The 23,152-nt window shown below is 66.4% G+C and carries 22 protein-coding genes, 1 pseudogene and 2 riboswitches; of the genes and pseudogenes, 9 read left to right on the forward strand and 14 right to left on the reverse strand.

Annotation, left to right across the window (positions count from 1 at the left end; all coding sequences use genetic code 11):
* Nucleotides 1–17 precede the first annotated feature (17 nt).
* Nucleotides 18–158: riboswitch (TPP riboswitch) on the forward strand.
* Between the two features lie 66 nt (nucleotides 159–224).
* The 5 genes from J2X98_RS01910 (at nucleotide 225) to J2X98_RS01930 (ending at nucleotide 6,131) form a co-directional block, all read left to right on the forward strand.
* On the forward strand, nucleotides 225–848 hold the full coding sequence (locus J2X98_RS01910; RefSeq protein ID WP_141945340.1) for an ECF transporter S component: 624 nt from the start codon (nucleotides 225–227) through the stop codon (nucleotides 846–848).
* On the forward strand, nucleotides 848–2,395 hold the full coding sequence (locus J2X98_RS01915) for an ABC transporter ATP-binding protein (protein WP_307303776.1): 1,548 nt from the start codon (nucleotides 848–850) through the stop codon (nucleotides 2,393–2,395). The genes J2X98_RS01910 and J2X98_RS01915 overlap by 1 nt, the downstream gene beginning before the upstream one ends.
* Nucleotides 2,392–3,192 (forward strand): energy-coupling factor transporter transmembrane component T family protein, encoded by an 801-nt coding sequence (locus tag J2X98_RS01920; protein WP_141945344.1) that lies wholly within the window; start codon nucleotides 2,392–2,394, stop codon nucleotides 3,190–3,192. Before J2X98_RS01915 ends, J2X98_RS01920 begins: the two co-directional genes overlap by 4 nt.
* Before the next feature lie 119 nt (nucleotides 3,193–3,311).
* Nucleotides 3,312–4,835: a UDP-N-acetylglucosamine 1-carboxyvinyltransferase gene (locus tag J2X98_RS01925; RefSeq protein ID WP_141945346.1), complete on the forward strand. Its 1,524-nt coding sequence runs from the start codon at nucleotides 3,312–3,314 to the stop codon at nucleotides 4,833–4,835.
* A 69-nt stretch (nucleotides 4,836–4,904) separates the two neighbouring features.
* Complete coding sequence (locus tag J2X98_RS01930; protein ID WP_141945348.1) at nucleotides 4,905–6,131, forward strand: glutamate--cysteine ligase 2; 1,227 nt, start codon at nucleotides 4,905–4,907, stop codon at nucleotides 6,129–6,131.
* Nucleotides 6,132–6,258: 127 nt separating this feature from the next.
* Here J2X98_RS01930 and J2X98_RS01935 read toward each other — a convergent pair whose 3' ends face one another.
* From J2X98_RS01935 to J2X98_RS01945, 3 genes are read right to left on the reverse strand one after another with little or no spacing between them, the layout of a single operon-like run.
* Nucleotides 6,259–7,467 (reverse strand): O-succinylhomoserine sulfhydrylase, encoded by a 1,209-nt coding sequence (locus tag J2X98_RS01935; protein ID WP_141945350.1) that lies wholly within the window; start codon nucleotides 7,465–7,467, stop codon nucleotides 6,259–6,261.
* On the reverse strand, nucleotides 7,468–7,878 hold the full coding sequence (locus J2X98_RS01940; RefSeq protein WP_141945352.1) for a rhodanese-like domain-containing protein: 411 nt from the start codon (nucleotides 7,876–7,878) through the stop codon (nucleotides 7,468–7,470). It abuts the gene before it with no gap.
* Nucleotides 7,875–8,138, reverse strand: coding sequence for a DUF1737 domain-containing protein (locus J2X98_RS01945; protein WP_141945355.1), 264 nt, complete (start codon nucleotides 8,136–8,138; stop codon nucleotides 7,875–7,877). Before J2X98_RS01945 ends, J2X98_RS01940 begins: the two co-directional genes overlap by 4 nt.
* A gap of 13 nt (nucleotides 8,139–8,151) precedes the next feature.
* A riboswitch (SAM riboswitch) is annotated at nucleotides 8,152–8,267 on the reverse strand.
* A 651-nt stretch (nucleotides 8,268–8,918) separates the two neighbouring features.
* On the opposite strand from J2X98_RS01945, the pseudogene opgC reads away from it, so the two are divergent.
* Nucleotides 8,919–9,344, forward strand: a pseudogene (gene opgC / locus J2X98_RS01950) (OpgC domain-containing protein); the annotation flags it as partial.
* Between the two features lie 56 nt (nucleotides 9,345–9,400).
* Here the strand turns inward: opgC and J2X98_RS01955 are convergent.
* Complete coding sequence (locus J2X98_RS01955; RefSeq protein WP_307303784.1) at nucleotides 9,401–9,655, reverse strand: hypothetical protein; 255 nt, start codon at nucleotides 9,653–9,655, stop codon at nucleotides 9,401–9,403.
* A gap of 223 nt (nucleotides 9,656–9,878) precedes the next feature.
* On the opposite strand from J2X98_RS01955, the gene J2X98_RS01960 reads away from it, so the two are divergent.
* Nucleotides 9,879–10,583, forward strand: coding sequence for a TetR/AcrR family transcriptional regulator C-terminal domain-containing protein (locus J2X98_RS01960; RefSeq protein ID WP_141945360.1), 705 nt, complete (start codon nucleotides 9,879–9,881; stop codon nucleotides 10,581–10,583).
* Nucleotides 10,584–10,589: 6 nt separating this feature from the next.
* Here the strand turns inward: J2X98_RS01960 and J2X98_RS01965 are convergent, their stop codons facing one another.
* Entirely contained in the window at nucleotides 10,590–11,054 is a 465-nt protein-coding gene (locus J2X98_RS01965) for a pyridoxamine 5'-phosphate oxidase family protein (RefSeq protein WP_141945363.1), read from the reverse strand.
* A 60-nt stretch (nucleotides 11,055–11,114) separates the two neighbouring features.
* Nucleotides 11,115–12,041, reverse strand: a complete 927-nt coding sequence (locus tag J2X98_RS01970; protein WP_307303787.1) for an aminodeoxychorismate lyase — start codon at nucleotides 12,039–12,041, stop codon at nucleotides 11,115–11,117.
* A 93-nt stretch (nucleotides 12,042–12,134) separates the two neighbouring features.
* Between J2X98_RS01970 and cls the strand changes: the two genes are divergently transcribed.
* The gene (gene cls / locus J2X98_RS01975; protein WP_373460817.1) at nucleotides 12,135–13,610 is read left to right on the forward strand and encodes a cardiolipin synthase; all 1,476 of its coding nucleotides are present in this window, start codon (nucleotides 12,135–12,137) and stop codon (nucleotides 13,608–13,610) included.
* 16 nt (nucleotides 13,611–13,626) lie between these two features.
* Here the strand turns inward: cls and J2X98_RS01980 are convergent, their stop codons facing one another.
* The 8 genes from J2X98_RS01980 to J2X98_RS02015 all read right to left on the reverse strand — a co-directional run bounded on the left by J2X98_RS01980 (nucleotide 13,627) and on the right by J2X98_RS02015 (nucleotide 20,729).
* Nucleotides 13,627–14,901, reverse strand: a complete 1,275-nt coding sequence (locus tag J2X98_RS01980) for a multidrug effflux MFS transporter (RefSeq protein ID WP_307303788.1) — start codon at nucleotides 14,899–14,901, stop codon at nucleotides 13,627–13,629.
* Nucleotides 14,902–15,038: 137 nt separating this feature from the next.
* The gene (gene pabB / locus J2X98_RS01985; RefSeq protein ID WP_307303789.1) at nucleotides 15,039–17,135 is read right to left on the reverse strand and encodes an aminodeoxychorismate synthase component I; all 2,097 of its coding nucleotides are present in this window, start codon (nucleotides 17,133–17,135) and stop codon (nucleotides 15,039–15,041) included.
* 110 nt (nucleotides 17,136–17,245) lie between these two features.
* Nucleotides 17,246–17,779, reverse strand: a complete 534-nt coding sequence (locus tag J2X98_RS01990; protein ID WP_307303790.1) for a low molecular weight protein-tyrosine-phosphatase — start codon at nucleotides 17,777–17,779, stop codon at nucleotides 17,246–17,248.
* 176 nt (nucleotides 17,780–17,955) lie between these two features.
* A complete protein-coding gene (locus tag J2X98_RS01995; protein WP_141945375.1) occupies nucleotides 17,956–18,579 on the reverse strand; it encodes a LysE family transporter in 624 nt (207 codons plus the stop codon).
* A gap of 45 nt (nucleotides 18,580–18,624) precedes the next feature.
* Nucleotides 18,625–19,017, reverse strand: coding sequence for a type II toxin-antitoxin system VapC family toxin (locus J2X98_RS02000; RefSeq protein ID WP_307303793.1), 393 nt, complete (start codon nucleotides 19,015–19,017; stop codon nucleotides 18,625–18,627).
* Nucleotides 19,014–19,313, reverse strand: coding sequence for a type II toxin-antitoxin system Phd/YefM family antitoxin (locus tag J2X98_RS02005; RefSeq protein WP_307303795.1), 300 nt, complete (start codon nucleotides 19,311–19,313; stop codon nucleotides 19,014–19,016). Before J2X98_RS02005 ends, J2X98_RS02000 begins: the two co-directional genes overlap by 4 nt.
* Nucleotides 19,314–19,380: 67 nt before the next feature.
* On the reverse strand, nucleotides 19,381–20,199 hold the full coding sequence (locus J2X98_RS02010) for a methyltransferase domain-containing protein (RefSeq protein WP_307303797.1): 819 nt from the start codon (nucleotides 20,197–20,199) through the stop codon (nucleotides 19,381–19,383).
* Nucleotides 20,200–20,228: 29 nt separating this feature from the next.
* Nucleotides 20,229–20,729, reverse strand: a complete 501-nt coding sequence (locus J2X98_RS02015; protein WP_141945381.1) for a MarR family winged helix-turn-helix transcriptional regulator — start codon at nucleotides 20,727–20,729, stop codon at nucleotides 20,229–20,231.
* Between the two features lie 206 nt (nucleotides 20,730–20,935).
* Between J2X98_RS02015 and J2X98_RS02020 the strand changes: the two genes are divergently transcribed.
* Nucleotides 20,936–23,137: an MMPL family transporter gene (locus tag J2X98_RS02020; protein WP_307303800.1), complete on the forward strand. Its 2,202-nt coding sequence runs from the start codon at nucleotides 20,936–20,938 to the stop codon at nucleotides 23,135–23,137.
* Nucleotides 23,138–23,152: the final 15 nt, after the last annotated feature.

Genomic DNA, 23,152 nt, shown 5'->3' on the forward strand with positions numbered 1-23,152 from the left:
AACCCAAAAAGCATCACTAAAAACGACAGGGGAGCGCCGCCGTCGGGCATCCTGGCAGAAGCCGGGCACCGCAGGTGGGCGCTGAGAGTGCGGACAGCCGCAGACCCTCGAACCTGATCCGGTTAGTACCGGCGCAAGGGAGTCGAGTTCTCGGGGTGTCGCGGCCCTACGGCAACGGCCGTGGGCCGGGTCCACTTTCCCCTCCTGTTTCCCAGGAGGATTACATGAGCACTGCAGCAATCAAGAAAAGCGCCGGCAAGTCCTGGCGCGTCGTGGACATCGTCGTGGCGGCCCTGGTGGCCATCGCGGGTGGCGTCATCTTCTGGGCATGGGACCAGGGTGCCGCCGCGCTGTCCGCCCCCATGAACGCCGCCTACCCACCCCTCACCGGGCTGCTGGCCGGCGGCTGGATGATTCCCGGCGTGCTGGGCATGCTCATCATCCGAAAGCCCGGCGCCGCTATCTTCTGCGAAACGGTTGCCGCTACCGGGGAACTCCTCATGGGCTCGCAGTACGGCGCGTCCGTCCTCTTCTCCGGCTTGATCCAGGGCTTGGGCGCGGAAATCATCTTCGCCATCTTCGTCTACCGCAAGTTCAACCTGCCCGTCTCCCTGCTGGCAGGCGCGGCGGCCGGGTTCTTCTGCGGCCTGAATGACTCCTTCGCCCCTTGGGGCTGGAACATCGCCTACTCGGGCGCGGACAAGCTCGCCTACATCGTCCTCACCACGGTCTCCGGGGCCATCCTGGCCGGTGCCCTGTGCTGGCTTGCCACCCGCGGCCTGGCCCGCACCGGGGTGCTGAGCTCCTTCGCGTCCCGCAAGGCCGCCACGGAGCCAGTCTTCTCCTGATGGTCCCCTCCCAGGACGCCGGCGGCGCGGTCCGCCCCGCCGCCGTCAGCGCCCGCGGATGGGGGTGGCGGCATGCCGGCCGATCCAGGCCCGCCGTCCATGCCCTCGACCTGGACATCGCTCCCGGTGAGCGCGTGCTCCTCCTCGGACCTTCCGGCGCCGGGAAATCCACGCTGCTGCATGCGCTCGCCGGCGTGCTGGGGGACATCAACGACGACGGCGAGTCCGGGGACGCCGACGAGTCCGGTTCGCTGCTGGTTGACGGCGCCGTGCCCCGCGCCCAGCGCGGGCGGGCCGGGCTCATGCAGCAGGACCCGGAAACGCAGGTGGTGCTGTCGCGCGTTGGGGACGACGTCGCCTTTGGTGCCGAAAACCTCGCCGTACCCCGCGACGCCATCTGGGCGCGCGTGCACGAGGCGCTTGCCGACGTCGGGCTCGCCCACCTCCCGCTGGACCACCCGACCTCGGCCCTGTCCGGCGGCCAGAAGCAGCGCCTCGCGCTGGCCGGCATCCTTGCCATGCGTCCCGGCCTGATCCTGCTGGACGAACCCACCGCCAACCTGGACCCGGACGGCGTGCTGGAAGTCCGGGACGCCGTTGCCCGCTGCCTGGACAAGACCGGGGCCACGCTGGTGGTGGTGGAACACCGGGTGTCTGTCTGGAAGGACCTGGTGGACCGGATCGTCGTCCTGCAGCCGGGCAGCAGCAGCGAATCCGCCGTGCTCCTGGACGGCCCGCCGGACCGGGTGCTCCGCGAGGCGCGGACCATGCTCGCCGCCGCGGGGGTGTGGGTCCCCGGCTATGTGCCGGCCACCCGGACCAGGGATTTGGTACCGGCACCCGGAACGGGAAACCTCCTGCTGGCCGCCGAACAATTGGCAGTTTCCCGCGAACGTCCCCGCCGCAAGGGTTTCCGCAGGATACCGCCGGTCCCCGTCCAGGACGGGGTGGCCGCCCAGGTCCGCGCCGGGCAGGCCCTGGCTGTTACCGGTCCCAATGGAGCAGGAAAATCCACCTTCGCGCTGACCCTCGCCGGGCTGCTGGAGCCCGTATCCGGAAAGGTTTCCGCGAGCCTGGACCTCAGCCAGGGCGCGGGTATCGACCCGTACAAGTGGAAGGCCGAGCAGTTGATTTCCCGCGTGGGGACAGTGTTCCAGGAGCCGGAGCACCAGTTCGTGACCGGCAAGGTGCTTGATGAGCTGCTGTTTGGCCCGCGGCACCTGGGCCACGGCGAGGAACGGGTTGACGAACTGCTGGAGCGCCTGCGCCTCACGCACGTGGTGGACGCCAACCCCTACACGCTCTCCGGGGGTGAAAAGAGGCGGTTGTCCGTAGCCACCGTCCTTGCCGCCAGCCCCCAGGTCCTGGTCCTCGATGAGCCCACGTTCGGGCAGGACGCCAACACCTGGGCTGAGCTGGCCTCGTTCCTGTCCGAGCTCCTGGACGCCGGCACAGCGGTGGTGTCCGTCACCCACGATGCCGAGTTCACGGCCGCCCTGGGCGGGGTGGAGCTGCGGATGGCTGCGGCGGAAGTGGTGGCCCCATGAGGCAGGAACTGACGCTGCACGGCAACCATGCGCTCCTGGCCCGCGCCAACCCGCTGAGCAAATTCGTGGCAGTGCTGCTGATCACGGCGGTCCTGGCACTGTCCATCGACTGGGTGTCTGCATCAGTGGCCCTGGTCTTTGAACTTTTCCTGTTTCCCCTGGCTGGGCTCACCCTGTCCCTGCTGTGGCAGCGCGGCTGGCCGCTGATTGTTGCGGCCGCCATCGGAGGCTGGAGCACGTCCATCCTGGCACCGGACAGTGGAAGGATCCTGCTCGACGCCGGCATTTGGACCATGAGCCAAGGCTCCCTCCAGTTGGGCATCGGCTTCCTCCTGCGCGGCTTTGCCATCGCCCTGCCGGCAGTGCTCCTGATGAGCTGCACCGACCCGACGGACCTGGCAGACGCGCTGGCGCAGAAAGCACGCCTGCCGCACCGGTTCGTCCTGGGGACCCTGGCCGCGATGCGCCTGGTGGGCCTGATGGCCGAGGAGTGGCAGACCATCGGCATGGCGCGCCGGGCGCGGGGCGTGGGCTCGCGCGGCAACCTGGCACAGCGGGTAAAGGCGACACTGGGACAGAGCTTCGGGCTCCTGGTGCAGGCAATCCGGCGCGCGTCACGGCTGGCCGTGACCATGGAAGCGCGGGGCTTTGGCGGCGGCAAGCGGACCTGGGCACGCGCATCCACGTTCAGCGTGCTGGACCTCTGGGTGGTGGCCGGCGGTGTCCTCGTGGCCGCGCTCGCCCTGGTTGCGGCGGTCACCGCGGGGACCTGGAACATGGTGTGGCTGGGCAGCTGACTTGTGCTGTGGGAGCCCCTATCGCATCTGCTGGGTAGGAGTGGAGGGCCCGCCCCCATATGGAGCCCGTAGCACCCTCAAGACCGGCGCAGTAACTCATTTATGATATATTTTCGGGTATGACGCAGGAAACCGCCGAACACGTTGCCGCCATGTTGAGGAATGCCCGGAGCGAAAAGGGCTGGACGCAAGGCCAGTTGGCCGCCGAACTCGGCACCAGCCAGAGTGCTGTTGCCCGGATGGAACAGGGCAAGCAGAACCTGAGCCTGAAGATGATCCAGCGGCTGGAGAACATCTTCGACCGCAGCATCGTCAACGTGGGCAAGCCGCAGATGACGCACCTGCGGGTGGAGGGCGGCCGCACCCTGTCCGGTGCCGTTGACGTGAACAGCAGCAAGAACGCCGGTGTGGCCCTGCTGTGCGCCAGCCTCATCAACCGCGGAACCACTGTGCTCCGCCGCCTGGCGCGGATCGAGGAAGTCAACCGCATCGTCGAGGTGCTGTCCAGCATCGGCGTGGAGTGCACCTGGCTTAACGACACGGACCTGCGCCTGCGCCGCCCCGCTGTCCTGGACCTGGAAGCCATGGATGTGGACGCGGCACGCAGGACGCGAAGCGTCATCATGCTGCTCGGCCCCATGCTGGACGAGTCGCGCGAGTACCGGCTGCCCTACGCCGGAGGCTGCGACCTTGGCACCCGCACCGTGGAGCCCCACATGCAGGCGCTGCGCGAGTTCGGCCTGTCCGTGGAGGCCACGGCCGGTTTCTACACGGTCCAGGCGCCCCCTGCCGATACCCGCGACCGCTCCTTCGTCCTCACCGAGCGCGGCGACACCGTCACCGAGAATGCCATCATGGCCGCCGCACACCGGCCGGGCACAACCGTGATCCGCAACGCCAGCCCCAACTACATGGTCCAGGACCTGTGCTTCTACCTCCAGATGCTGGGCGTCAGTATTGAAGGCGTAGGCACCACCACCCTGAAAATCACGGGCAAGCCGGAAATCGATGCCGAGATCGAATACTTCCCCTCTGAGGATCCCATTGAGGCCATGAGCCTCATCACCGCCGGCATTGTCACCAACTCCGAGGTCACCGTGCGGCGGGTCCCCATCGAGTTCATGGAAATCGAGCTGGCTACCCTGGGCCAGATGGGGCAGAAGCTGGAGATCTCCGGCGAGTACATGGCCCGCAACGGCCGCACCCGGCTGGTGGACGTGACCACCAAGCCCTCCGAGCTGCGCGCCCCCGAGGACAAGATCCACCCCATGCCCTTCCCCGGGCTGAACATCGACAACCTGCCCTTCTTTGCCGTCATTGCCGCCAACGCCCACGGCCAGACCATGATCCACGACTGGGTCTATGAGAACCGGGCGATCTACCTGACGGAACTCAACCGGCTCGGTGCCCAGGTGCAGCTGCTGGACCCCCACCGGATCTACGTCAATGGACCCACCAAGTGGCGTGCCGCCGAGGTGGGCTGCCCGCCCGCGCTCCGTCCGGCCGCCTGCCTGCTGTTGGCCATGCTCGCCGCGCGGGGGGTATCGGAACTGCGGAACATCTATGTCATCGAGCGCGGTTACGAGGACCTGGCGGAGAGGCTGAACACCATCGGCGCCAGGGTGGAGTACTTCCAGGGCTAAGCATTCACGGTTCGTCATGAACCGCGTGTGACAGTTCCTATGCCCGGCTGCTGCCCGCAGAATGTTCGTATGCGTACATTCGGCGTAGAAGAAGAACTCCTGATTGTTGATCCGGAGTCCGGAGAGCCGCTTGCCCTGGCTGACGCCCTCCTTGCAGGCCACAACGTGGCAGCTGACGATCTTCCCGTGGACCGGGATGTCCACCACATCGGGAACCAAGCGGATTACGACGACGAAATGGGCTTGAGTGCCGAGCTGAAGCTTGAGCAGATCGAGACGCAGACCCGGCCGTGCCTGGAGTACGGCAGCCTGCTGGAACAAATCCGTGCCGGCCGTGCCTTGGCGGACCAGGCAGCAAGGAAGCACGGGGCCCGGGTGGCGGCGCTCGCCACGTCGCCGGTGGCCTCCCCCAGCCACACGACACCCGATCCCCGCTACGCGAGGATGCTGGAACGCTTTGGCCTCACCGCCCAGGAGCAGCTGACCTGCGGCTTCCACGTCCACACCTACATCGAATCGCCGGAAGAGGGCGTGGCGGTCCTGGACCGCATCCGCGACAAACTGGCAGTGCTCACAGCCCTGAGTGCCAATTCGCCGTTCTGGAACGGGGTCCCCACCGGGTTCGAAAGCTACCGGACGCAGGCGTGGAACCGCTGGCCGACGGCGGGTCCGGCGGGCATCTACAGTACCTATCCTGCCTACCGCCGCGTAGTGACCCGGCTGCTGGACACCGGGGTCATGCTGGACGAAGGCATGCTCTACTTCGATGCCCGTCTGTCCCGCAACCACCCCACCGTGGAGGTTCGCGTCGCGGATGTCTGCCTTCGGGCCGAGGACGCCGCGCTCATCGCTGTGCTGGTCCGGGCGCTGGTGGAGTCGGCAAGCCGGGAATGGCGTGGGGACGTGGACCCGGCACCCGTTCCCACCGTCCTGCTGCGGATGGCCTCATGGCAGGCAAGCAGTGAAGGGCTGAGCGGTGAGCTCCTTGATTTTGGCAACTTCCGCCCCGCCCCGGCCGCGGACGTGGCCCGTTCCCTGGTGGACTACCTTGCCCCCGTGCTGGAAGAGCAGGGGGAACTGGCCCTGGCCCGGCGTGGAGTGGAGGACATCATTGCACGCGGAACGGGGGCCGCTGAACAGCGCCGCGCCCGCGATAAGGCCCTTGCCGGACCGCCGCCGGAAGACATGGGGTTCGGCGCGGTGGTCCGGCAGGCCGTGTACGTGACCATGCGCGGTTCGCTGGACCTGGCAGAGGTGGAGACAACGCCCGAGCTCCTGCGCGTCCGCCAGGCCTGACGGCCAGCCCGCGACAATTCATGGGCGACGCACCGTTTCCTTTTCGACGCGCAGATTCCCCTTCGCGGCTCACATTCGGGCCGCGAAGGGGATCGTGCGCGTCGATAATGCGAAGGCGCGTCGAAACCTAGATCTGCTTCAGCGCCTGTTCCAGGTCGCGGATGAGGTCCTCCGGGTCCTCGAGCCCAACAGAGAGCCGGACCACGCCGTCGCTCAGTCCAATCGCCGCCCGCCCCTCCGGGCCCATGGCGCGGTGCGTGGTGGTGGCTGGGTGGGTGATCAGGGACTTGGAATCGCCCAGGTTGTTGGAGATGTCGATGATGCGCAGCCCATCCAGCAGTGCGAAGGCGGCTTCCTTCCCGGAGCGTCCACCGGAAGGGGCGAGCTCGAGGGTCAGTACCGTGCCGCCGGCGCTCATCTGCTTCGCCGCCAGGGTGTACTGCGGATGCGACTTCAACAGCGGATACTTCACCCAGCTGACGGCAGGCTGCTGTTCAAGCCACTCGGCGAGGCGGAGGGCGGTCGCGGAGGAGTGCTTCACCCGCAGGCCCATCGTCTCCAGGCCCTTGGTCAGGACCCAGGCATTGAACGGGGAAAGCGCGGGGCCGGTGTGGCGCATCAGCTGCTTCACCGGCCCGTCGATGAATTCCTTGGTGCCCAGGATCGCACCGCCCATGACCCTGCCCTGGCCGTCGATGTGCTTGGTGCCGGAGTAGACGATCACGTCCGCGCCCAGGTCACCGCAGCGCTGCAGCAGGGGAGTGGCAAAGACGTTGTCGGCCACCACAGTGGCGCCCGCGGCGTGCGCCAGTTCGCTGACCGCGGCGATGTCCACGATTTCCTGCATCGGGTTGGACGGGGACTCGAAGAAGACGGCGGTGGTGGGCTTGGAAAGGGCTTCACGCCATTGGTCCAGGTCCGGCCCGTCGACGAACACGGTCTCCACGCCCCACCGCGGAAGGATTTCGTTCAGGATCACGAAGCAGGAACCGAAAAGGGAACGGGCAGCTACCACCCGGTCGCCGGCAGCCAGCAATGCACCCAGCGCAGTGAACACGGCGGACATGCCCGACGCCGTCGCAAAGCAGGCTTCGGTGCCTTCCAGCAGCCTGAGCCGCTCCTGGAACGTGGCCACCGACGGGTTGCCGTAGCGGGAGTACACGAACCGCTCGTCTTCCCCGGTAAAGGCTCGTTCGGCCGCGGCCGCGGACTCATAGACGAACCCGGAGTTGAGGAAGAGGGCTTCCGAGGTTTCCTGGAAGTTGGTGCGGTCCAGGCCGCCGCGGACAGCCTGGGTATCGGGGCTCCAGCCGGAGGCGTCTTGGTTGAAAGTCACTTAGTTCTTCCCGAGGTTGGTGGGCAGGCCGCGGTTCTTCCAGCCATTGAGGGTGCGTTCGCCGTACCGGTCGGGGTCGCCTTCGAAACCCTCCAGGACGCTGTAGGCCGTGAAGCCCGCCTGCGTGGCTGCGGTGGCTGCGGCGATGGAACGCTGGCCGGAACGGCACAGGAACACCAGTTCCGTGGCAGGGTCCTGGGGTGCCTGCTCCTTGAGGTCCTTCACGAAGTCGGGGTTGGGGATGCCGCCCGGGAAGGTCCACTGGATGAAGAGGGGGTCGTTGTCGGTGGCTTTGGTGTCCGGAATGCCAATGTGGGCCCATTCACCCTCGGTGCGGACATCCACCAGGACGGCGCCCTGCTCCAGTTTGGCCCAGGCCTCCTGGGGCGTCAGGTCCCCTGCGTAGCTCATGCGTGGCCCTCGCCGTCGAACTCGCCCTCCAGTTCGTCCACGGCAGTGGCCACTGCGGCATCCGCGGATGCGATTGCGGCCGGAAGGACGATGGCCTGCGCCACGATCACGCTGGTGCCGTTGAAGGTTGCTGCCGGGCTGCCGTGCAGCACGTAGCCGTCCGCCAGCGCAGCCGAGATCCGTTCACAGAATTCACGGTTGTCCGCGCCGGTAATCAGGCGGTAGGACAGTCTTTCGTCAGGGGCGGGTGCGTCAGACACGACGGATCTCCTTCTTTCACGCTTGCAGCTCGAATCGGTCGATATGCCGAGTATTCACCTGAGGCACCCCGCCGCGAAAGGGAGGGTTGCCGACCGGCCAGTCAGGGCTTAACACCGGTACTCATTACTCCCCAAAAAAATAACACCTGAGGCGCCAACCCGCACCGCCGCCGTCGTCATGTTCCGTAATTGAGCGGGCGGCAGGGCGATAAAGTTCTTACCGGGGGCGCCGCCCCGTCTCCAGAGCAATGAGTACGGGGGTCCTTGTCAGCATGCGGGCACACGTATCGCACCACCACGCCGCCGGCAGGCGGAACCGTCCGTGTTCCGCCGGAACCTTCCTGGCAGCCGCACTGATCGCCCTCGTGGCCCTGTTAGTCCCGGCAGTGCCGGCCCGGGCGGCAGGCACGGCCCCGGACAAGGGAAAGCCGTGGCTGGGGGCCGTGCTCGCGTGGGGTGAGGATACCGCCGCCGGCTTCAGCGACCGGCTCGGGCCAGTCCTGCCGTCTTCGGGCATGACATCACCGTTCCCTACCGGGATTCAGAACAAAATGACTTCGACGGCTTCCTCCAGCAGGCCGCAGCCAAAGGGGCGCACGCCCTGCCAGCAGCCGGCCGACTACCGGAAGGCATTCCGGAACGTGGCGGCGGCGTTCAGGAAGTACGACGGCGGCAGGGCCACCATGGTGTGGGCGCCGTACCTGGGCACGGGCTACCCCTTCGACCGGAGCCGGAATGCGCCGCAGCCCGGAAGCGAAGGTTTCGCCCTGCTGGATACGAACGGCAGCCGCGTTCGCGCTGGCCTTCCTGTCCCGGGGCAATCCCTACCTGGCCAACACCTACGACGTCCGCCTGGCGCTCGTACCGGATGCCGCCTACCGCCCCATGTATGACGCACTCTTCGGCCGGACGTACCTGGCCCCCGGCCGGCTGCTCAACGTCCTGGTCCTGGTGGTGGCGGCCTATGCGTTCCTCAGCGCCTATTGGAAACCGGTGCAGCGTCTACTTGGCTGGTTCCTGATCCCGCTGGGCAGGGCAACGCTTAACGTCTTCATCATGCACGTGGTGCTGATCGCCGTCGTCGCCAATATTCCCGCGCTCCAGCAGCAAAGCATCTTTCTCAACACAGCGGCCTATGCCGTGGTCCTGGGGCTGTTGTGGGTCATGGTCCGTACCAGGTTCCTTTTCCGGATCATCCCCACATGAAAAATGCTGCGGCACCTGTGCGTGCCGCAGCATTGATCGTCTACTGCTTGTTGCCCTTACACGAGTCCCGGATAGCTGCTCAGGATGTAGTCCGCGGCAGCTGGGCCCTTCATGCGAAGGCCCCGGTGGCCGGGTGACACCTTGGTCTTCATCGCGGCCCAGAACTTTGATTCCGGGCGGGGGGCCTGCTGGTTGATGAAGCACCAGCTCGTGTAGAGCCCGTAAAGGCGGTCCGCATCCAGGGTGGTTTCAGACGCCTGGTCGAAGTAAGTGGCTTCGTTGAGGAAAATGTCGAACTGCGAATGTGCCATGACGGCGTCCCTTCGCTCGGTGCTCGGTGCCGCCATTCGGCTACAGCAGCGGACCTCGATGCCCTGCACGGGGGCAAAGAAGGGTGAATTGGGCCTTTATACCCCTGGCCCAGAAGCGGCGCTAACTCCGTATCTACGATGTAGACTTTACTCGTAGACTACAGATACGGCAAGCGACTGGAGTAACTGGTCGCATGAAGCGCCGGCACTCAGGACGGACAAAATGGCTTCCCCAAAAACGGTGACAACAGCCGGCCGCAAGGCCCCGCTCAGCCGGGAGGTGGTGCTGGCCAAGGCCTTGGAAATCGTGGATGCCGAAGGGCTGGATGCGTTGACCATGCGCCGCCTGGGCATGGAGCTTGGCCGGGATCCGATGAGCCTTTACCGGTACGCCGAGAACCGGGCCGCCCTCCTGGATGGAGTCTCGGAACTGGTCCTCAACCAGCTCAACATCCATCCCGAGGACCCGGACTGGAAAGAGCAGCTCCGGAAAATCGCGCACAATTTGCGCATGCTGGCACTTAGGCACCCCAACGTGGTGCCGCTGCTGGTCACCCGGCCCCTTTCCACCCCGCTGGGCCTGCGCCCGCTGGGCACGCTGCGGCCCCTGGAGCAGATCCTGTCCCTGCTGGTGGCCGCAGGATTCGAACCGGCCGATGGGCTGCACGTCTACCGCGCCTACTACGGCTTCCTCTACGGGCACATCCTCAACGAACTGCAGGAGTACGTGGTGGACCCCGAAGAGAACGAAGTCCTGCTGCGGCTTGGCCTGCACCGCCTCCCCGCCAAGGAGTTTCCAAAGCTGCGCGCCCTGGCCCCGGCGCTGGCGGAGTACGATGGCGCCACGGAGCTTGACCAGGGACTTACCATCCTGCTTTCCGGGCTGGAGGCACAGCTTTCCAGGCAGGCTGCCCGTTCCGGTCGCTGACGACGGCTACTCGAACGAGGCCCGGCGCCGGTCCTGGAGGCGGGTGTTCCAGACATCAGGCCTGTTGACTTTGAACCGGCGCCCTGTCAGCGCTTTGGCGTTGAGCCTGACGTAATTGGCCTTCTCGCCGGGCTGCCACGGCTCCAGGCCAAGGCCGTCCACAGCATCCCTGACGGCCTGGTCCTCGATGATTTCCGTGTCGCCCCGGACCACTACGCTCCAGGCCTGCTCACTGGAGGGATCATAGCCATCGATTTCCAGGGCTGCCGGCCGTTCCATCCGTGCGCCCCACAGCTTTGAGCCCGGAGCCGTGCGGAAGACGATGCTGCGCAGATGGACAACGTAGTTCACCGGGAAGATCTCCGGATGTTCATCCACCACAATGGCCAGCCTGCCCACCGTGTCGGTGTCGAGCAGTTCCCAGCAGTCGTCGAAGGACAGTTTTTCGATCGGCAGGTTTCGCGAGTCCATGATCCACACCTTACGGGTGATCAGTGGGCGGGAAAAGGGACCGCGGCGCCGGGCGCAGGTCTAGTGGATGCCGGCGAAAAGTCCGCTCAATTCCGCTGTCAGTTCCTTCTGGACTGCCGGGGTGCCGATTTGCTTGCCGTCGATCGTGTTCACGGGTGCCAGCAGGCGGACGCTGGATATCAGCCAGACAGCGTCGGCGTCCAGCAGATCCTGTGGCTCCAGGGGGCCGTACCCCAGTTCCCAGCCTGCCGCCCTGGCGGCGGCAAAGAGTGCGCCCTGGGACGTTCCGGGCAGGATGCCGCTGTCCAACTGAGGTGTGATGAGCCGCTTAACCGGAGTGCCGTCGTCGGACTTCACGTGCGCGAGCAGCACGGTGGAGGTTGGGCCTTCCAGGACGCGGCCGTCGGAGGACAGGAAGATGACATCGTCCGCACCCTGCTTGTGGGCATAGCGGAGTGCCGCCATGTTGACGGCGTAGGAAAGCGTCTTGGCGCCAAGGAGCAGCCAGGGTGCCCGTTCGGCCACATCGCTGTCATAGCCACGGTCAAGGAAGATCACGTCGATGCCTGTTTCCCGCTGGCGGCGGCCGGACGCACCCGCCGGGGACGCCTGCACCCAGGCCGTGGGAGCCGGGGCGCCCTCCACCCCGCGGGTCACCACCAGCTTGACTACCAGTTCATCAGCCGCGGGGTCTGCCGGCGGGTTTTCCGTCCGGTGCCGGGACACGGCAGCAGTGATGGCCCGGCGCCACACGTCCTGCTCCGGAATGGCCAGGTCCAGTGCCCCCGCAGAGCCGGCAAGCCGGTCCAGGTGGGCCTGCATTTTCCGCACCGACCCACCCACAGCCAGCATGGTTTCAAAGATGCCATCGCCCCTGGTAACCCCCAGGTCCGTGACCAGCAGCTGGGGCTTGGACGCATCGGCCACCCGGCCGTCGGGGAAATCGGGGTCGAGGAAAAGGAGAACCACGGGTGCTGGAGAGGTCATGGCACCAGCTTAGTGCGGCGCCGCGGCTAAGCTGGGCGGAGTGCACCGGCCGGAAGCCGTTCCCCGGAGCCCAATCTCCCGGGAGTTATAGACGTGTTGTGGCCTTTTTCGCTTGCCGGCACCGCGCCGACATGGGTAGTGGTGCTCCTGGGCTTCATCGACCTGGCCATCAGGGTACTCGCCCTGGGCATCATCCCCGGCAACAGGCGCCCCACCACGGCCATGGCCTGGCTGCTGGGCATCTTCTTCATCCCGTTTGTGGGCATCGTCCTTTTCCTGCTGTTCGGCAACTTCCAGCTGTCCAGCCGCCGCCGCGCGCAGCAGCAGCTGGTCAACGACCGGGTGCAGGCCGGCATCACTGCGCTCTCGGACGCCGAAAGCGACTACCCGGGCCCGGAGTGGGTCAAGTCCGCCGCTGAACTCAACCGCACCCTGGGGTCGCTGCCCATGGTGGACGGCAACACCGTGGACCTTATCCCCGGGTACCCGGACTCCATCCTGGCCATGACGCAGGCCGTGCGGAAGGCGAAGAAATTCGTCAACGCCGAGTTCTACATCATGAGCTCGGACCACGTGACCAATGATCTGCTCACTGCCATGGAGGAAGCCGCGGAGCGGGGCGTGGAAGTGCGCGTCCTGTTCGACCACATCGGCACGCTGCGCATCAAGGGCTACAGGAAGCTGCTCAAGCGCTTGAGGGCGGGCAAGATCCAGTGGAAGCGGATGCTCCCGCTCCTGCCCATCCACGGCCAGTGGCGCCGGCCGGACCTGCGCAACCACCGCAAGATCATGGTGGTGGACGGCGAGGTCGCCTTCACGGGGTCGCAAAACCTGATCGAGCCCTCCTATAACAACCCCCGGCACCGCAAAGCGGGCCGTGAGTGGGTGGAGCTGATGGCATGCCTGCGGGGACCCATCGTCACCACCCTGAACGTGGTCTTCGCCACCGACTGGCTGAGCGAAACGAACGAGTCACTGGAACAACAGCTGCAGCTTCCGGCGGATCCCGAGCCCGGCGGCGTCACGGCCCAGGTAGTACCCAGCGGGCCCGGCTTCATCACCGAGAACAACCTCCGTCTGTTCAACACGCTCATCTACTCCGCCCAGCACCGGATCTCGATCTGCAGCCCCTACTTCGTTCCGGACGATTCGCTGCTGTATGCGATCACCACCGCGGCCCAGCGCGGCGTCGACGTAGAGCTTTTCGTCTCGGAGAAGGGGGACCAGTTCCTGGTCCACCACGCCCAGCGGTCCTACTACGAGGCGCTCCTGGAAGCCGGCGTGCGCATCTATCTGTACAAGGCCCCGTTCGTACTGCACGCCAAGCACTTCACCATCGACGACGAGGTGGCCGTCCTGGGCTCCAGCAACATGGACATGCGGTCCTTCTCCCTGAACCTGGAGGTCTCGGTGATGCTCCTGGGCGAGGACATCGTCAACAAGATGCGGGCGGTGGAGGACACCTACCGGGACATCTCGCACGAGCTCAAACTCGCGGACTGGCTAACCCGGCCGCTCGCTGCACGGTATGTGGACAACGTGGCCCGGTTGACAGCCACGGTCCAATAGGGCGGAAGGCACGTACTTACCCGTCGGCACCTACCCGTTGGCCGCCGTCGTTCCCTGCGTGCTCGGGCCAGCCGCCCTTCCGGTACGCAGGAGTTGCCAGGGCCAGCACCAGGACCGCCAGGGCGCAGCTGCCGATCATGACGCAGACCATGGACAGCGAGTTTCCGCCCAGGACCCCTACCAGGGGACTGACGAGCCCCGCCACGCCGGACTGGAGGGCTCCGATGACGGCCGCCGCCGTCCCTGCCATATGCCCGTAGTTGTGGAGGGCCAGGACGGAAGCGTTGGCCGGGATCATTCCCTGCATTGACAGGACCAGCCACAGCCCGGCGACCACTCCAAATGCGCCGCCGGCACCGGTTGCCACCACCAGGAGCAGCAGCAGGGCGAAGCCCAGCTGGACCAGGAGGGCGGCGCGCAGGAGGCGTGACGGCGGAAATTTTCGGACCAGGGCGGCGTTGAGCTGGGCTGACAGCACCAATGCCGCGCCGTTGAGGGCGAAGACCAGGGCGAACTGCTGGGGGCTGAGGCCGTATTCGTTCTGGAAGACAAAGGGCGAGCCCACCACGTAGCTCATGATCAGGGCCAGGCCCAGGCCCGGGATGACTGCCAGGGCCATGAAGTGCCGGTCCCGCAGCAGCGTCCAGTATGCACGGGCCACATGCCTGGGGTGGCCGGAACTGCGCCGGTCCTCCGGCAGCGTTTCCGGCATGAACTTCACGACAACCGCCACTAGAACCAGCCCGATGAGAGCCAGCGCATAGAAGACGGCGCGCCAGTTCCAGGCTCCGGCGATGGCTTGCCCCACGGTCGGGGCCAGGAGCGGTGCCACCCCGATCACCAGCATCAGCCGGGACAGCAGCCGGGCTGCGGCGGAGCCGACGAACCGGTCGCGGATGACGGCGAGGGCCACCACGGCGGCGGCCGCGTTGAAAAAGCCCTGCAGCACGCGCAGCCCTGTGAGCGTTTCGATGTTTGGCGTCATGGAGCACAACAGCGAGATGGCGACGTGAAGTGAGATGCCGATGAGCAGCGGCAGCCGCCGCCCAAACCGGTCCGAGAAGGGGCCGATGACCAGCTGGCCGATGCCGGCGCCCACGAGCGTTCCGGACAACGTCAGCTGGGCGGCCGCCTGCGTGGTGTGGAGGTCCGCCTCCACGGCGGGCAGGGAGGGCAGGTACATGTCCGTGGTGAGCGCCGGAAGCGCCGCCAGGGCCCCGAGCATGAGCACATACTTGAAACTGCGCGGTGCCTGCCTGCTGGAGTTTTGGGGATGGGATGGTTCCGTCATGCGGCAACCTACCTTGTGTGGGCGCTTGGGTCCGCCGCATGGCTTGGGCGGGTCAGCTGACCATCAGGTGCCTACCCCCGGCTGGTTCCTCCTAAACGGTCGTCCGCACTGTGGATAGGGGAACCGGTCACCTGGAATCAGTCGTCGGGGAAGTCCGCACCGAGGGTGGAGAGCACCCCGTGGGCCTTTGTACGGATCTCCTCATATTCATCGTCCGGTACGGAATCCGACGTGATGGCGCCCCCGACGCCGAGGGACAGTTCAGCCGTTGCGTCACCCGTCGTGCTGACCACCAGGGTCCGGATGGCGACGGCGAGGTCCGCCGCCCCGTTGAGCGAAAAGTAGCCGATGGCGCCCGAGTAGAGGCCGCGGGGCCCGGCTTCGAGCTGGTCCAGGATGGCCATGGTGCTGATCTTCGGGGCACCGGTCATGGAACCGGCCGGGAAGCACGCTGCCACCGCCTCCGCCCGCAGGGCACCGGGAAGGAGGCGGGCGTCGATGGTGCTGACCATTTGATGGACCGTGGCGTAGGTTTCGATCGCACACAGCCTGCTGACGGTCACCGATCCGGGCTCGGCAAAGTGGCTCAGGTCGTTGCGCAGCAGGTCCACGATCATGATGTTCTCGGCCCTGTCCTTCAGGGACGTGGCCAGGTCGGTGCGCAATTGCCGGTCCTCTTCCGGGTCGGCAGCCCGGCGCCGGGTGCCCTTGATCGGCTCGGCGCGCATCCCGCCGTCGGACGCTATCTTCAGGAACCGCTCGGGCGAGGTGCTGGCCACAGAGAGTTCTCCCAGCCGCAGGTAGCTGGCGAACGGGGCCGGGTTCCTCCGGCGCAAGGCCAGGTAGGTGGTCCAGGGATCCAGCGAGGCGGCCGGGATCCGGGCCTCGAGGGTGGTGGTCAGGCAGACCTCGTAGGTGTTTCCCTCGGCGATCTGGTGCTGGGCGGCGGTGATCTTCTCCCGGTACCGTTTGCCCGTGTCCCGGCTCCGGAAGACAGGCGGTTCAGGAAGTACGACGCCGGTGCTGGCGCCGGCTTCCGCTGCTCGGCCAGGATCGGCGCGGATCGCGGCATTCTCAACAGCCGCGCGTGCCTGAGCCAGCCACTCGCCGGCGTCGGGAGCTTCCAGGGCCAGGAGCCAGACGGCACCATCGGCGTGGTCCAGGACCAGCGCCCGGCCGGCAAAGATCAGGGCGGCATCCGGCGTGGGCGCCGAAACGTCGCTGCCGCCGGTTTCACGCTTGAGCTCGTAGCCGAGGCAGCCGAGCCAGCCCAAGGTGAACTCGCCGGGGTATCCGTCCGGGACGGCCACCGCCCGCCGGCCCCACACAGTGTCCAGCCAGCGGAAGAACGGGCCCGGAACGGTGGCCGTGCACGAGCCCGCCTTGATCCGGCTTACGCCTGCCCGGTGCGTCACCAACTGGCCGAACGTTCCGCCGTCGTCCGCCATGATGCTGAACCGGCTGCGCTCCGCTGCCGTCCGTGCTGCCTGGTCCCCCGCGTCCTGTCCAGCGTCGTCCTTGCCGGCAGCCGCATTCGAGGAATCCAGCCAGACGGCATTGGCAGAGCGGCCGTACAGGGCGTGGAACAGCGCGGGCGCATCGGGGATGGCTGTCAGGCGCTCGGCATGCAGGCGCAGGCCGCGGCGTGCGGACAGTTCAGGCGCCAGCGCGGGTGCCAGGGCGGGCAGATAGGGGAGGAGCTGCAGCAGCTCGGCCGGAGCGGAGCCGTCGGCAAGGCTGTGGACCCGGAGGTCCGCATGGCCGGGGACGTCGTCGCGGCCCAGCCACTCGTCCTCCTGCGCTGCCCACTGGTCCCAGTACGGCTCATACGCCGCCCCGTCGCGGTCCAGCGCCCGCGTCCTGCGGATGTCGTCGGGAGACTCCGCCCAGATCACTGCTTGGAGCATCGGCCGGGCTGCCTCTGCCGCTGCCCCCACTCCCTCGATAATCACGATCTCCGCGGGCAGCGTCACCCTGGTGTCGCCGTCGTAATGGTTCTTCCAGTCCCAGCTTGTCCAGGTGGCGGCCTCGCCGCGGCTCAGCGGTGTAAGGACTGTTGTGACATAGCGTTCGACGCCGGCCGCCAGGCCGTTCCAGCCGGGGTAGATGTCTTCAAGGTGGAACAGTGAGACCTTATGGTGGGCGCGGAGCCTGGCCGCAAGCTCGACGGCGAGGGTGGTCTTCCCTGCGCCGGAACGCCCGTCGACGGCGATGATGACGGGGGCTGGGCTCATGGACTAGAGCGTACCGTTTTCCCTTGGCAGCTTTCATCCATGAACGGCGCTTTGCCGGGAGGCATTCCTCCTGCCGGGTTGCACCGGTTCTTTCCTGCGACGGGACCCAGCTAGTGCGGCTGAAGCTGGGTGTTCTGCAGGACAGCTGCCTTGATGTGCCGGACCAGGCCGGGCAGGGCGGCGTGGATCTGGTGCCACACGGCATCGAAGTCCGCGTGGCCGCCGTACCAGGGGTCCTCAATGCCTTGGTCCAGCCGGTCCCGCTCCGCCATGGCGGGATCGAAACTGCGGAGCATGTGTATCTTGCCCAGGGAATCCTGGTCCGGCGCCGCTTGGCTCAGCCAGGCAAAGTGGTCGATGTCGAGGGCCAGGATCAGGTCTCGCTCGTGGAACCAGTCCGGCTCCCATTCGCGCGCGATGTGGTGTTCCGAGGCCAGCTGGGTTGCAGCGAGCCGGCGCGCTGCCCGGGGATCGATGGGACGCCCGGCCTCGTAGCCGGTGATTCCGGCGGAGTCCACCTCCACCAACCCGTCAAGGCCCTCGCGTTCCAGTGCTGCCTTGAGCATGAGCTCGGCCATGGGGGACCGGCAGATATTGCCCGTGCAGACGGTGATGACGCGGTATGCGCTCGACGTTGAGTCCATGCCCCCAAGCATGCGCGCATCCGATCGCTCTTGGCTAGCCGTCGGTTCACATTGCTTTACAGCCTTGTAAAGATGCATGACGGGCGCCGGCATGGGTACGTCCCACGATGGTGCCCGTGGTCGGCGTCAGCAGCTCCGTTTGCTTGGTGGTTGAGCAGCTCCAGCCGGGGCCTCGGTCAGTGGATCAGGGCCAGCAGGATGCCGACAGCCACGAACAGGACGCCGAACACCCTGCTGAGGACCATTTGCCCCTGGTCCGTGGTGGTGAAGCGCTGGAATGACTTCGCCGCGGCGGCAAAGAAGAACCACATGACCAGGATGTCGATGGCCACGATGGTGGCCGTCAGAACCGCATACTGCGTGACCAGTGGCTGGTCCGGGCGGATGAACTGCGGCGTGAAGGCGAGGAAGAATACGATCGCTTTGGGATTGAGCAGGTTCACCCAAAAGCCGCGCCGGAAGATGGACCAGGCGGGCTCGTTGCTGAGCGCGGCGGCCTGCTCCTGTGCGGCGGATGGCTTGCTGAGGAACTGGCGGATGCCCAGGTAGACGAGGTAGGCCGCCCCGGCGTAGCGGATCACGTTGAAGGCGAGGGGCGAGCTGGCCACGAGCACGCCGACGCCCAGGGCCACAATCAGCACGTGGACGATGAGGGCTGCCTGCTGCCCGAGGATCCCCCAGATGGAGCGCCGGAATCCGGCATTCAGGGAGTTGCTCATGGTGTTGATGGCCCCGGCTCCGGGGGTGAAGCTGATGAGGGCGCCGGCACCCGCCAGGGCCAGCCACAGGGAAAATTGCACTGATCAATCTTATGGCCAAGGCCGGTTGTCCATGGCGGGGAACCCTTACCAGAGCGTGGAAACCGGCTCGAAGGCCCTCAGATGATCGTCGGCGGTGACAAGCGTGAACCCTTCCACCATGGCCTGGGCCGCCAGCATCCGGTCGAACGGGTCCTTGTGATCCCAGTCCAGCTGCCCTGCGGCAAGTGCGTGTGGCGAGCTTACCCCGATCTCGGAGGCGTAAAGGTGGGCAACCTGGCGCCCGAAGCTGGTGACGATCGCAGCTCCGGAGGGGAGCTTTCCCTGCCGGTGCTTATAGGACAGCTCATAGGCTGTCACCGGTGAGACGAAGACCTGGTTTTCGAGTTTCGTGATCGCATTCCGGGCTTTGGATGAGAGTTTCCTGGGCTCGGCGATCGCCCACAGGAACACATGGGTATCCAGCAGCAGCTGCGTCACTCGGCAACTCCCATTTCCTCGTCAGTCCAAGGCTCGTAAAAGTCGTCGGGTATGTGGAGCGGAGCAAGGAAGCCCAGCTCCCGCTTGAGGGGCCGCTCTATTTTGACCAGCCGCGCAACGGGCCTGCCGGACTTGGCTATGACCACGTCCTCACCGCGCTCCACAAGGTTCAACAGCTCGGAAAGGCGGGTCTTGGCTTCTTGGACGTTGTATTGCCCCATGTTGACCAAGTCTACTTGGTCAACCTCCACCGCAGTAGGTTCGGACCAGTAGCCGTTGTCGCCGAAGTACGTCATGTCCCGAGGCTACGTGCGGCCAATCCTGCGCAGGGAAGGAAGTTCCGGCTATGTGGACAACCAGGGATCAGGCCCGGGCAATCACCTCGCCGTTCGGGATCAGGAACCAGCCGTCGTCCGTGGAACCCCAGCGGTGCCAGCCGGCCGAAATCCGGGCAAGGTCCGCCGCGTTGGCGAATCCGTACTCCAGTGCCTGCTCAGCGAAGGCGGAATGCAGGACCCGTTCGCCCCAGACGCGCGCCTGCCAGCGGCGCTGCTGGGCTGTGGCGTACAGCCAGTTGCTGCTGGTGGGAGCGACGTCGGTGAAACCCGCTGACTGGGCCCAGCTGACCAGCCGCCGCCCGGCGTCGGGCTCTGCTCCGTTGCGCCGGGCGATCCGCTGGTACAGATCCATCCATTCGTCCAGTTCCGGAATTTCCGGGTACCAGCTCATCCCGTGGAAGTCGGCGTCGCGGACCGCCACGATGCCGCCAGGCTTGGCCACCCGCCGCATCTCCCGGAGTGCCTCCACTGGGTCCGTGAGGTGCTGGAGCACCTGGTGTGCGTGGACGACGTCGAACGTTTCGTCGGGGAAGTCCAGGTCGTAGATGTTGCCCGCCACGAACTCGACGTTGCGCACTTCCCGCTCTACGGCGAGTGCCTGTGCCTGGGCGATGACGTCAGGCGAGCGGTCCAGGCCGGTGACATGGCCCGGGCTGACAAGGGCGGCGAAATCGCAGGTGATGGTTCCGGGCCCGCAGCCGACGTCGAGCAGGGTTGACCCGGGTGTGAGGTACGGGAGAACGAAGGCGGCCGAGTTCTCGGCGGTGCGGGCGGCATGGGCCCGGACCACGGACTCGTGGTGGCCGTGCGTGTAAACGTCTTCTTCAGGCTGCTGCGCACTCATAACCAAACGCTACCCCTTGCGGGGGCCCGCTACCCGGATTCCGTCCTGGCCGCCACGGTGGCATCGATCATGGCCGTCATGAAGCGCGTGACGGTTTCCAGTTCCGCTTCGGAGAACCCTGCCATGGCGGTGCCCATGTGCTGCGCCAGCGGGGCGAAGATGGCCCCGCCCTCCTGGAAGGCCTTTGGAGTCATCTTCAGCTGGACCTGCCGCCGGTCCGTACTGTGCCGCTCACGGACCACGTGTCCGGAGCTGTCCAGCCGGTCGATCAGCGCCGTGGTGGCCGGCGAACTCAGGTTGAGTTCCTTCCGCAGCAGGCCCGGCGTCACCACGTTGCCCCGTGCCGTATGCCGCATGATCACAGCCAGGGCGTTCATGTCAGTGCGGTGCATGTCCTTGCGCTCCCCGGCGGCATCGACGTAGCGGTTCGCTTCAATGGTGAACTCCTGCAGGATCCTGAGCAGGGGATGGCCGAACTCCGGGCCCGACCGCTCGAAGGGGGATGGCGGGGGAGCGCTCTTTCCTTCCATCTCCACCTCCCTGTCGTTCCGTGCCGGGCCACTTTCTGAGCCGGCGTCCTGACGGATATTACTCCAGCGCGGGACATCGCCTGCTGACGTTGCTGCTGACCGGATCACACAATCCGCATAAAGCTTGACTGGCACTTATCTCTATGGTGGAGATAATCTATGCTGGAAACAAATATTACTCCCCCTGCTCGTGGACGGAAGGCATCATGAATCGCACAAAAGTCGCCAGGGAACGTGTTCCGTTCTGGCTTCGCTGGCTGGTACCGGTGGTCCTGGTGCTGACCTGGCTGGGACTCGCCGGGGTTGGCGGCCCCACGTTCGGGCGCCTGGAGGAGGTCTCATCCAATGACCAGGCGTCCTTCCTCCCCGCAAGCGCGGAGGCCACCGAGGCCCAGGACTGGCAGTCGAAGTTCCGGGACTCGGACGAGGTTCCCGGCATCATCGTCATCGAGAAGAACGAGGCTTTCACTCCCCAGCAGCTCGGGGAGCTGGCCAAGCTGAAGACCACCCTTGAAGACCTCAAGCTGGGCAGCACCGTGATTGGCCCGATACCGTCGAAGGACGCCAAGGCAGTCCAGTTCGTGGTTCCCATCGGGTCCTCGGGCGAGATCAAGGACGCAGTGAAGGAACTCCGCGACACCGTCACGGCGGCGGCCCCGGAGGGTGCCCGGACCTTCGTTACCGGGCCCGCCGGCCTGGCGGCGGACCTCACTGCAGCGTTCGGCGGCATTGACGGGATCCTCCTGCTCGTGGCACTCTCCGCGGTGTTCGTCATCCTCCTGATCGTCTACCGGTCCCTGCTGCTGCCCATCATGGTCCTGCTCACCTCGGTGTTCGCCCTCTGCGCCGCCATCCTGCTGGTGTTCGGCATGGCAAAGGCGGGCTGGATCCAGCTCAACGGCCAAAGCCAGGGGATCCTCTCCATCCTGGTGATCGGCGCCGCCACGGACTACGCCCTCCTCTTCGTGGCGCGGTTCCGGGAGGCCCTCACCCACACCACCAACCGGACGGCAGCCGTCCTCACGGCCTGGAAGGCATCCTTCGAGCCAATCCTCGCGTCCGGGGCCACCGTGATCATCGCGCTGCTGTGCCTGCTCTTCTCCGACCTCAACTCCAACAAGGCCCTGGGCCCGGTTGCGGCCGCAGGCATCCTCTGTGCCCTGTTCGCCGCGCTGACCCTGCTGCCGGCCCTGATGGCACTGCTGGGCCGGGCCGCCTTCTGGCCCTTCCGGCCCAAGCTCCTTCCTGCGGACCAGCGCGAACCGGACCTGGTCACCGGCCTGGAAGGCCAAAAGGGCCTCTGGCGGGCTACGGGTTCCCTCGTGTCGCGGCGCCCCAGGACCATCTGGGTGGCCTCGGTCCTCCTGCTGCTGGTTGCCGCGGGCGGACTGTTCCAGCTGAAAGCCAACGGCGTGCCGCAGACCGATGTCATCCTCACCGCCTCCAACGCAGTGGACGGCCAGGACGCGCTGGCCCGCCACTTCGACGCCGGCAGCGGCAGCCCCGCCGTCGTGGTTGCGGACCAGGGCAAGGCGGCCGAGGTGCTGGACAAGGTGAAAGCGGACGGCGGCGTGGGCGACGCTTACCTGCTGGGGCGCGGCAGCGTGCCCGTCACCGGAGCCCCGGGCGCTCCCACCGCACCGGACGTCCGGGACGGAAAGGTCCTCATCAACGCCACGCTGAAGAATGCCGCTGACTCGCTTGAGGCGGAGGAGACCATCAAGGCCGTGCGTGCCGAGGTGAAGGCCGTTGATCCCGGTGCCCTGGTGGGTGGCGTGACTGCTACGGCACTGGACACCAACACCACCGCCCAGCACGACCTGGTGGTCATCATCCCGGTGGTCCTGGTGGTGATCCTCTTCATCCTGATGCTGCTGCTGCGCTCCGTCGTGGCCCCGGTCCTGCTGGTGCTCTCGGTGGTGGTGTCCTACGCGGCCGCACTGGGAGTCTCGGCCTTCGTGTTCAACAACCTCTTCGGATTCCCGGGAGCCGACGCCACCGTTCCGCTCTTCGGCTTCGTCTTCCTGGTGGCCCTGGGCGTGGACTACAACATCTTCCTGATGAGCCGCGTCCGCGAGGAATCGCTCAAGCACGGCACCAGGCCCGGCATCCTGCGCGGCCTGGTGGTGACCGGCGGCGTGATCACCTCGGCCGGCGTAGTCCTGGCCGCCACGTTCGCTGCACTGGGTGTCATTCCCATCATGTTCCTGGTGCAGCTGGCCTTCATCGTGGCCTTCGGCGTCCTGCTGGATACGGTCCTGGTGCGCTCGCTGCTGGTGCCGGCCCTGGCATACGACATTGGCCCGAAGATCTGGTGGCCCAGCAAACTGGGCCGGACGGATGCCGGCAATGCCGTCCCCAGGCGGGAGCCCGGCGTCGAGCCCCTTGAAGAGGTTCCCAGCCGCTAGGCCGGCCTTTGCCGG

It is taken from the genome of Pseudarthrobacter enclensis, from assembly GCF_030811655.1.
Lineage (GTDB): Bacteria > Actinomycetota > Actinomycetes > Actinomycetales > Micrococcaceae > Arthrobacter > Arthrobacter enclensis_A.

Bases quoted from the DNA above. Each gene is read 5' to 3' on its own strand.
- J2X98_RS01910 (WP_141945340.1), top strand. From the start codon at position 225: ATGAGCACTGCAGCAATCAAGAAAAGCGCCGGCAAGTCCTGGCGCGTC.
- J2X98_RS01915 (WP_307303776.1), top strand. From the start codon at position 848: ATGGTCCCCTCCCAGGACGCCGGCGGCGCGGTCCGCCCCGCCGCCGTC.
- J2X98_RS01920 (WP_141945344.1), top strand. From the start codon at position 2,392: ATGAGGCAGGAACTGACGCTGCACGGCAACCATGCGCTCCTGGCCCGC.
- J2X98_RS01925 (WP_141945346.1), top strand. From the start codon at position 3,312: ATGACGCAGGAAACCGCCGAACACGTTGCCGCCATGTTGAGGAATGCC.
- J2X98_RS01930 (WP_141945348.1), top strand. From the start codon at position 4,905: ATGCGTACATTCGGCGTAGAAGAAGAACTCCTGATTGTTGATCCGGAG.
- J2X98_RS01940 (WP_141945352.1), bottom strand. From the start codon at position 7,878: ATGAGCTACGCAGGGGACCTGACGCCCCAGGAGGCCTGGGCCAAACTG.
- J2X98_RS01955 (WP_307303784.1), bottom strand. From the start codon at position 9,655: ATGGCACATTCGCAGTTCGACATTTTCCTCAACGAAGCCACTTACTTC.
- J2X98_RS01960 (WP_141945360.1), top strand. From the start codon at position 9,879: ATGGCTTCCCCAAAAACGGTGACAACAGCCGGCCGCAAGGCCCCGCTC.
- J2X98_RS01965 (WP_141945363.1), bottom strand. From the start codon at position 11,054: ATGGACTCGCGAAACCTGCCGATCGAAAAACTGTCCTTCGACGACTGC.
- J2X98_RS01970 (WP_307303787.1), bottom strand. From the start codon at position 12,041: ATGACCTCTCCAGCACCCGTGGTTCTCCTTTTCCTCGACCCCGATTTC.
- J2X98_RS01980 (WP_307303788.1), bottom strand. From the start codon at position 14,901: ATGACGGAACCATCCCATCCCCAAAACTCCAGCAGGCAGGCACCGCGC.
- pabB (WP_307303789.1), bottom strand. From the start codon at position 17,135: ATGAGCCCAGCCCCCGTCATCATCGCCGTCGACGGGCGTTCCGGCGCA.
- J2X98_RS01990 (WP_307303790.1), bottom strand. From the start codon at position 17,779: ATGGACTCAACGTCGAGCGCATACCGCGTCATCACCGTCTGCACGGGC.
- J2X98_RS02005 (WP_307303795.1), bottom strand. From the start codon at position 19,313: ATGACGTACTTCGGCGACAACGGCTACTGGTCCGAACCTACTGCGGTG.
- J2X98_RS02010 (WP_307303797.1), bottom strand. From the start codon at position 20,199: ATGAGTGCGCAGCAGCCTGAAGAAGACGTTTACACGCACGGCCACCAC.
- J2X98_RS02015 (WP_141945381.1), bottom strand. From the start codon at position 20,729: ATGGAAGGAAAGAGCGCTCCCCCGCCATCCCCCTTCGAGCGGTCGGGC.
- J2X98_RS02020 (WP_307303800.1), top strand. From the start codon at position 20,936: ATGAATCGCACAAAAGTCGCCAGGGAACGTGTTCCGTTCTGGCTTCGC.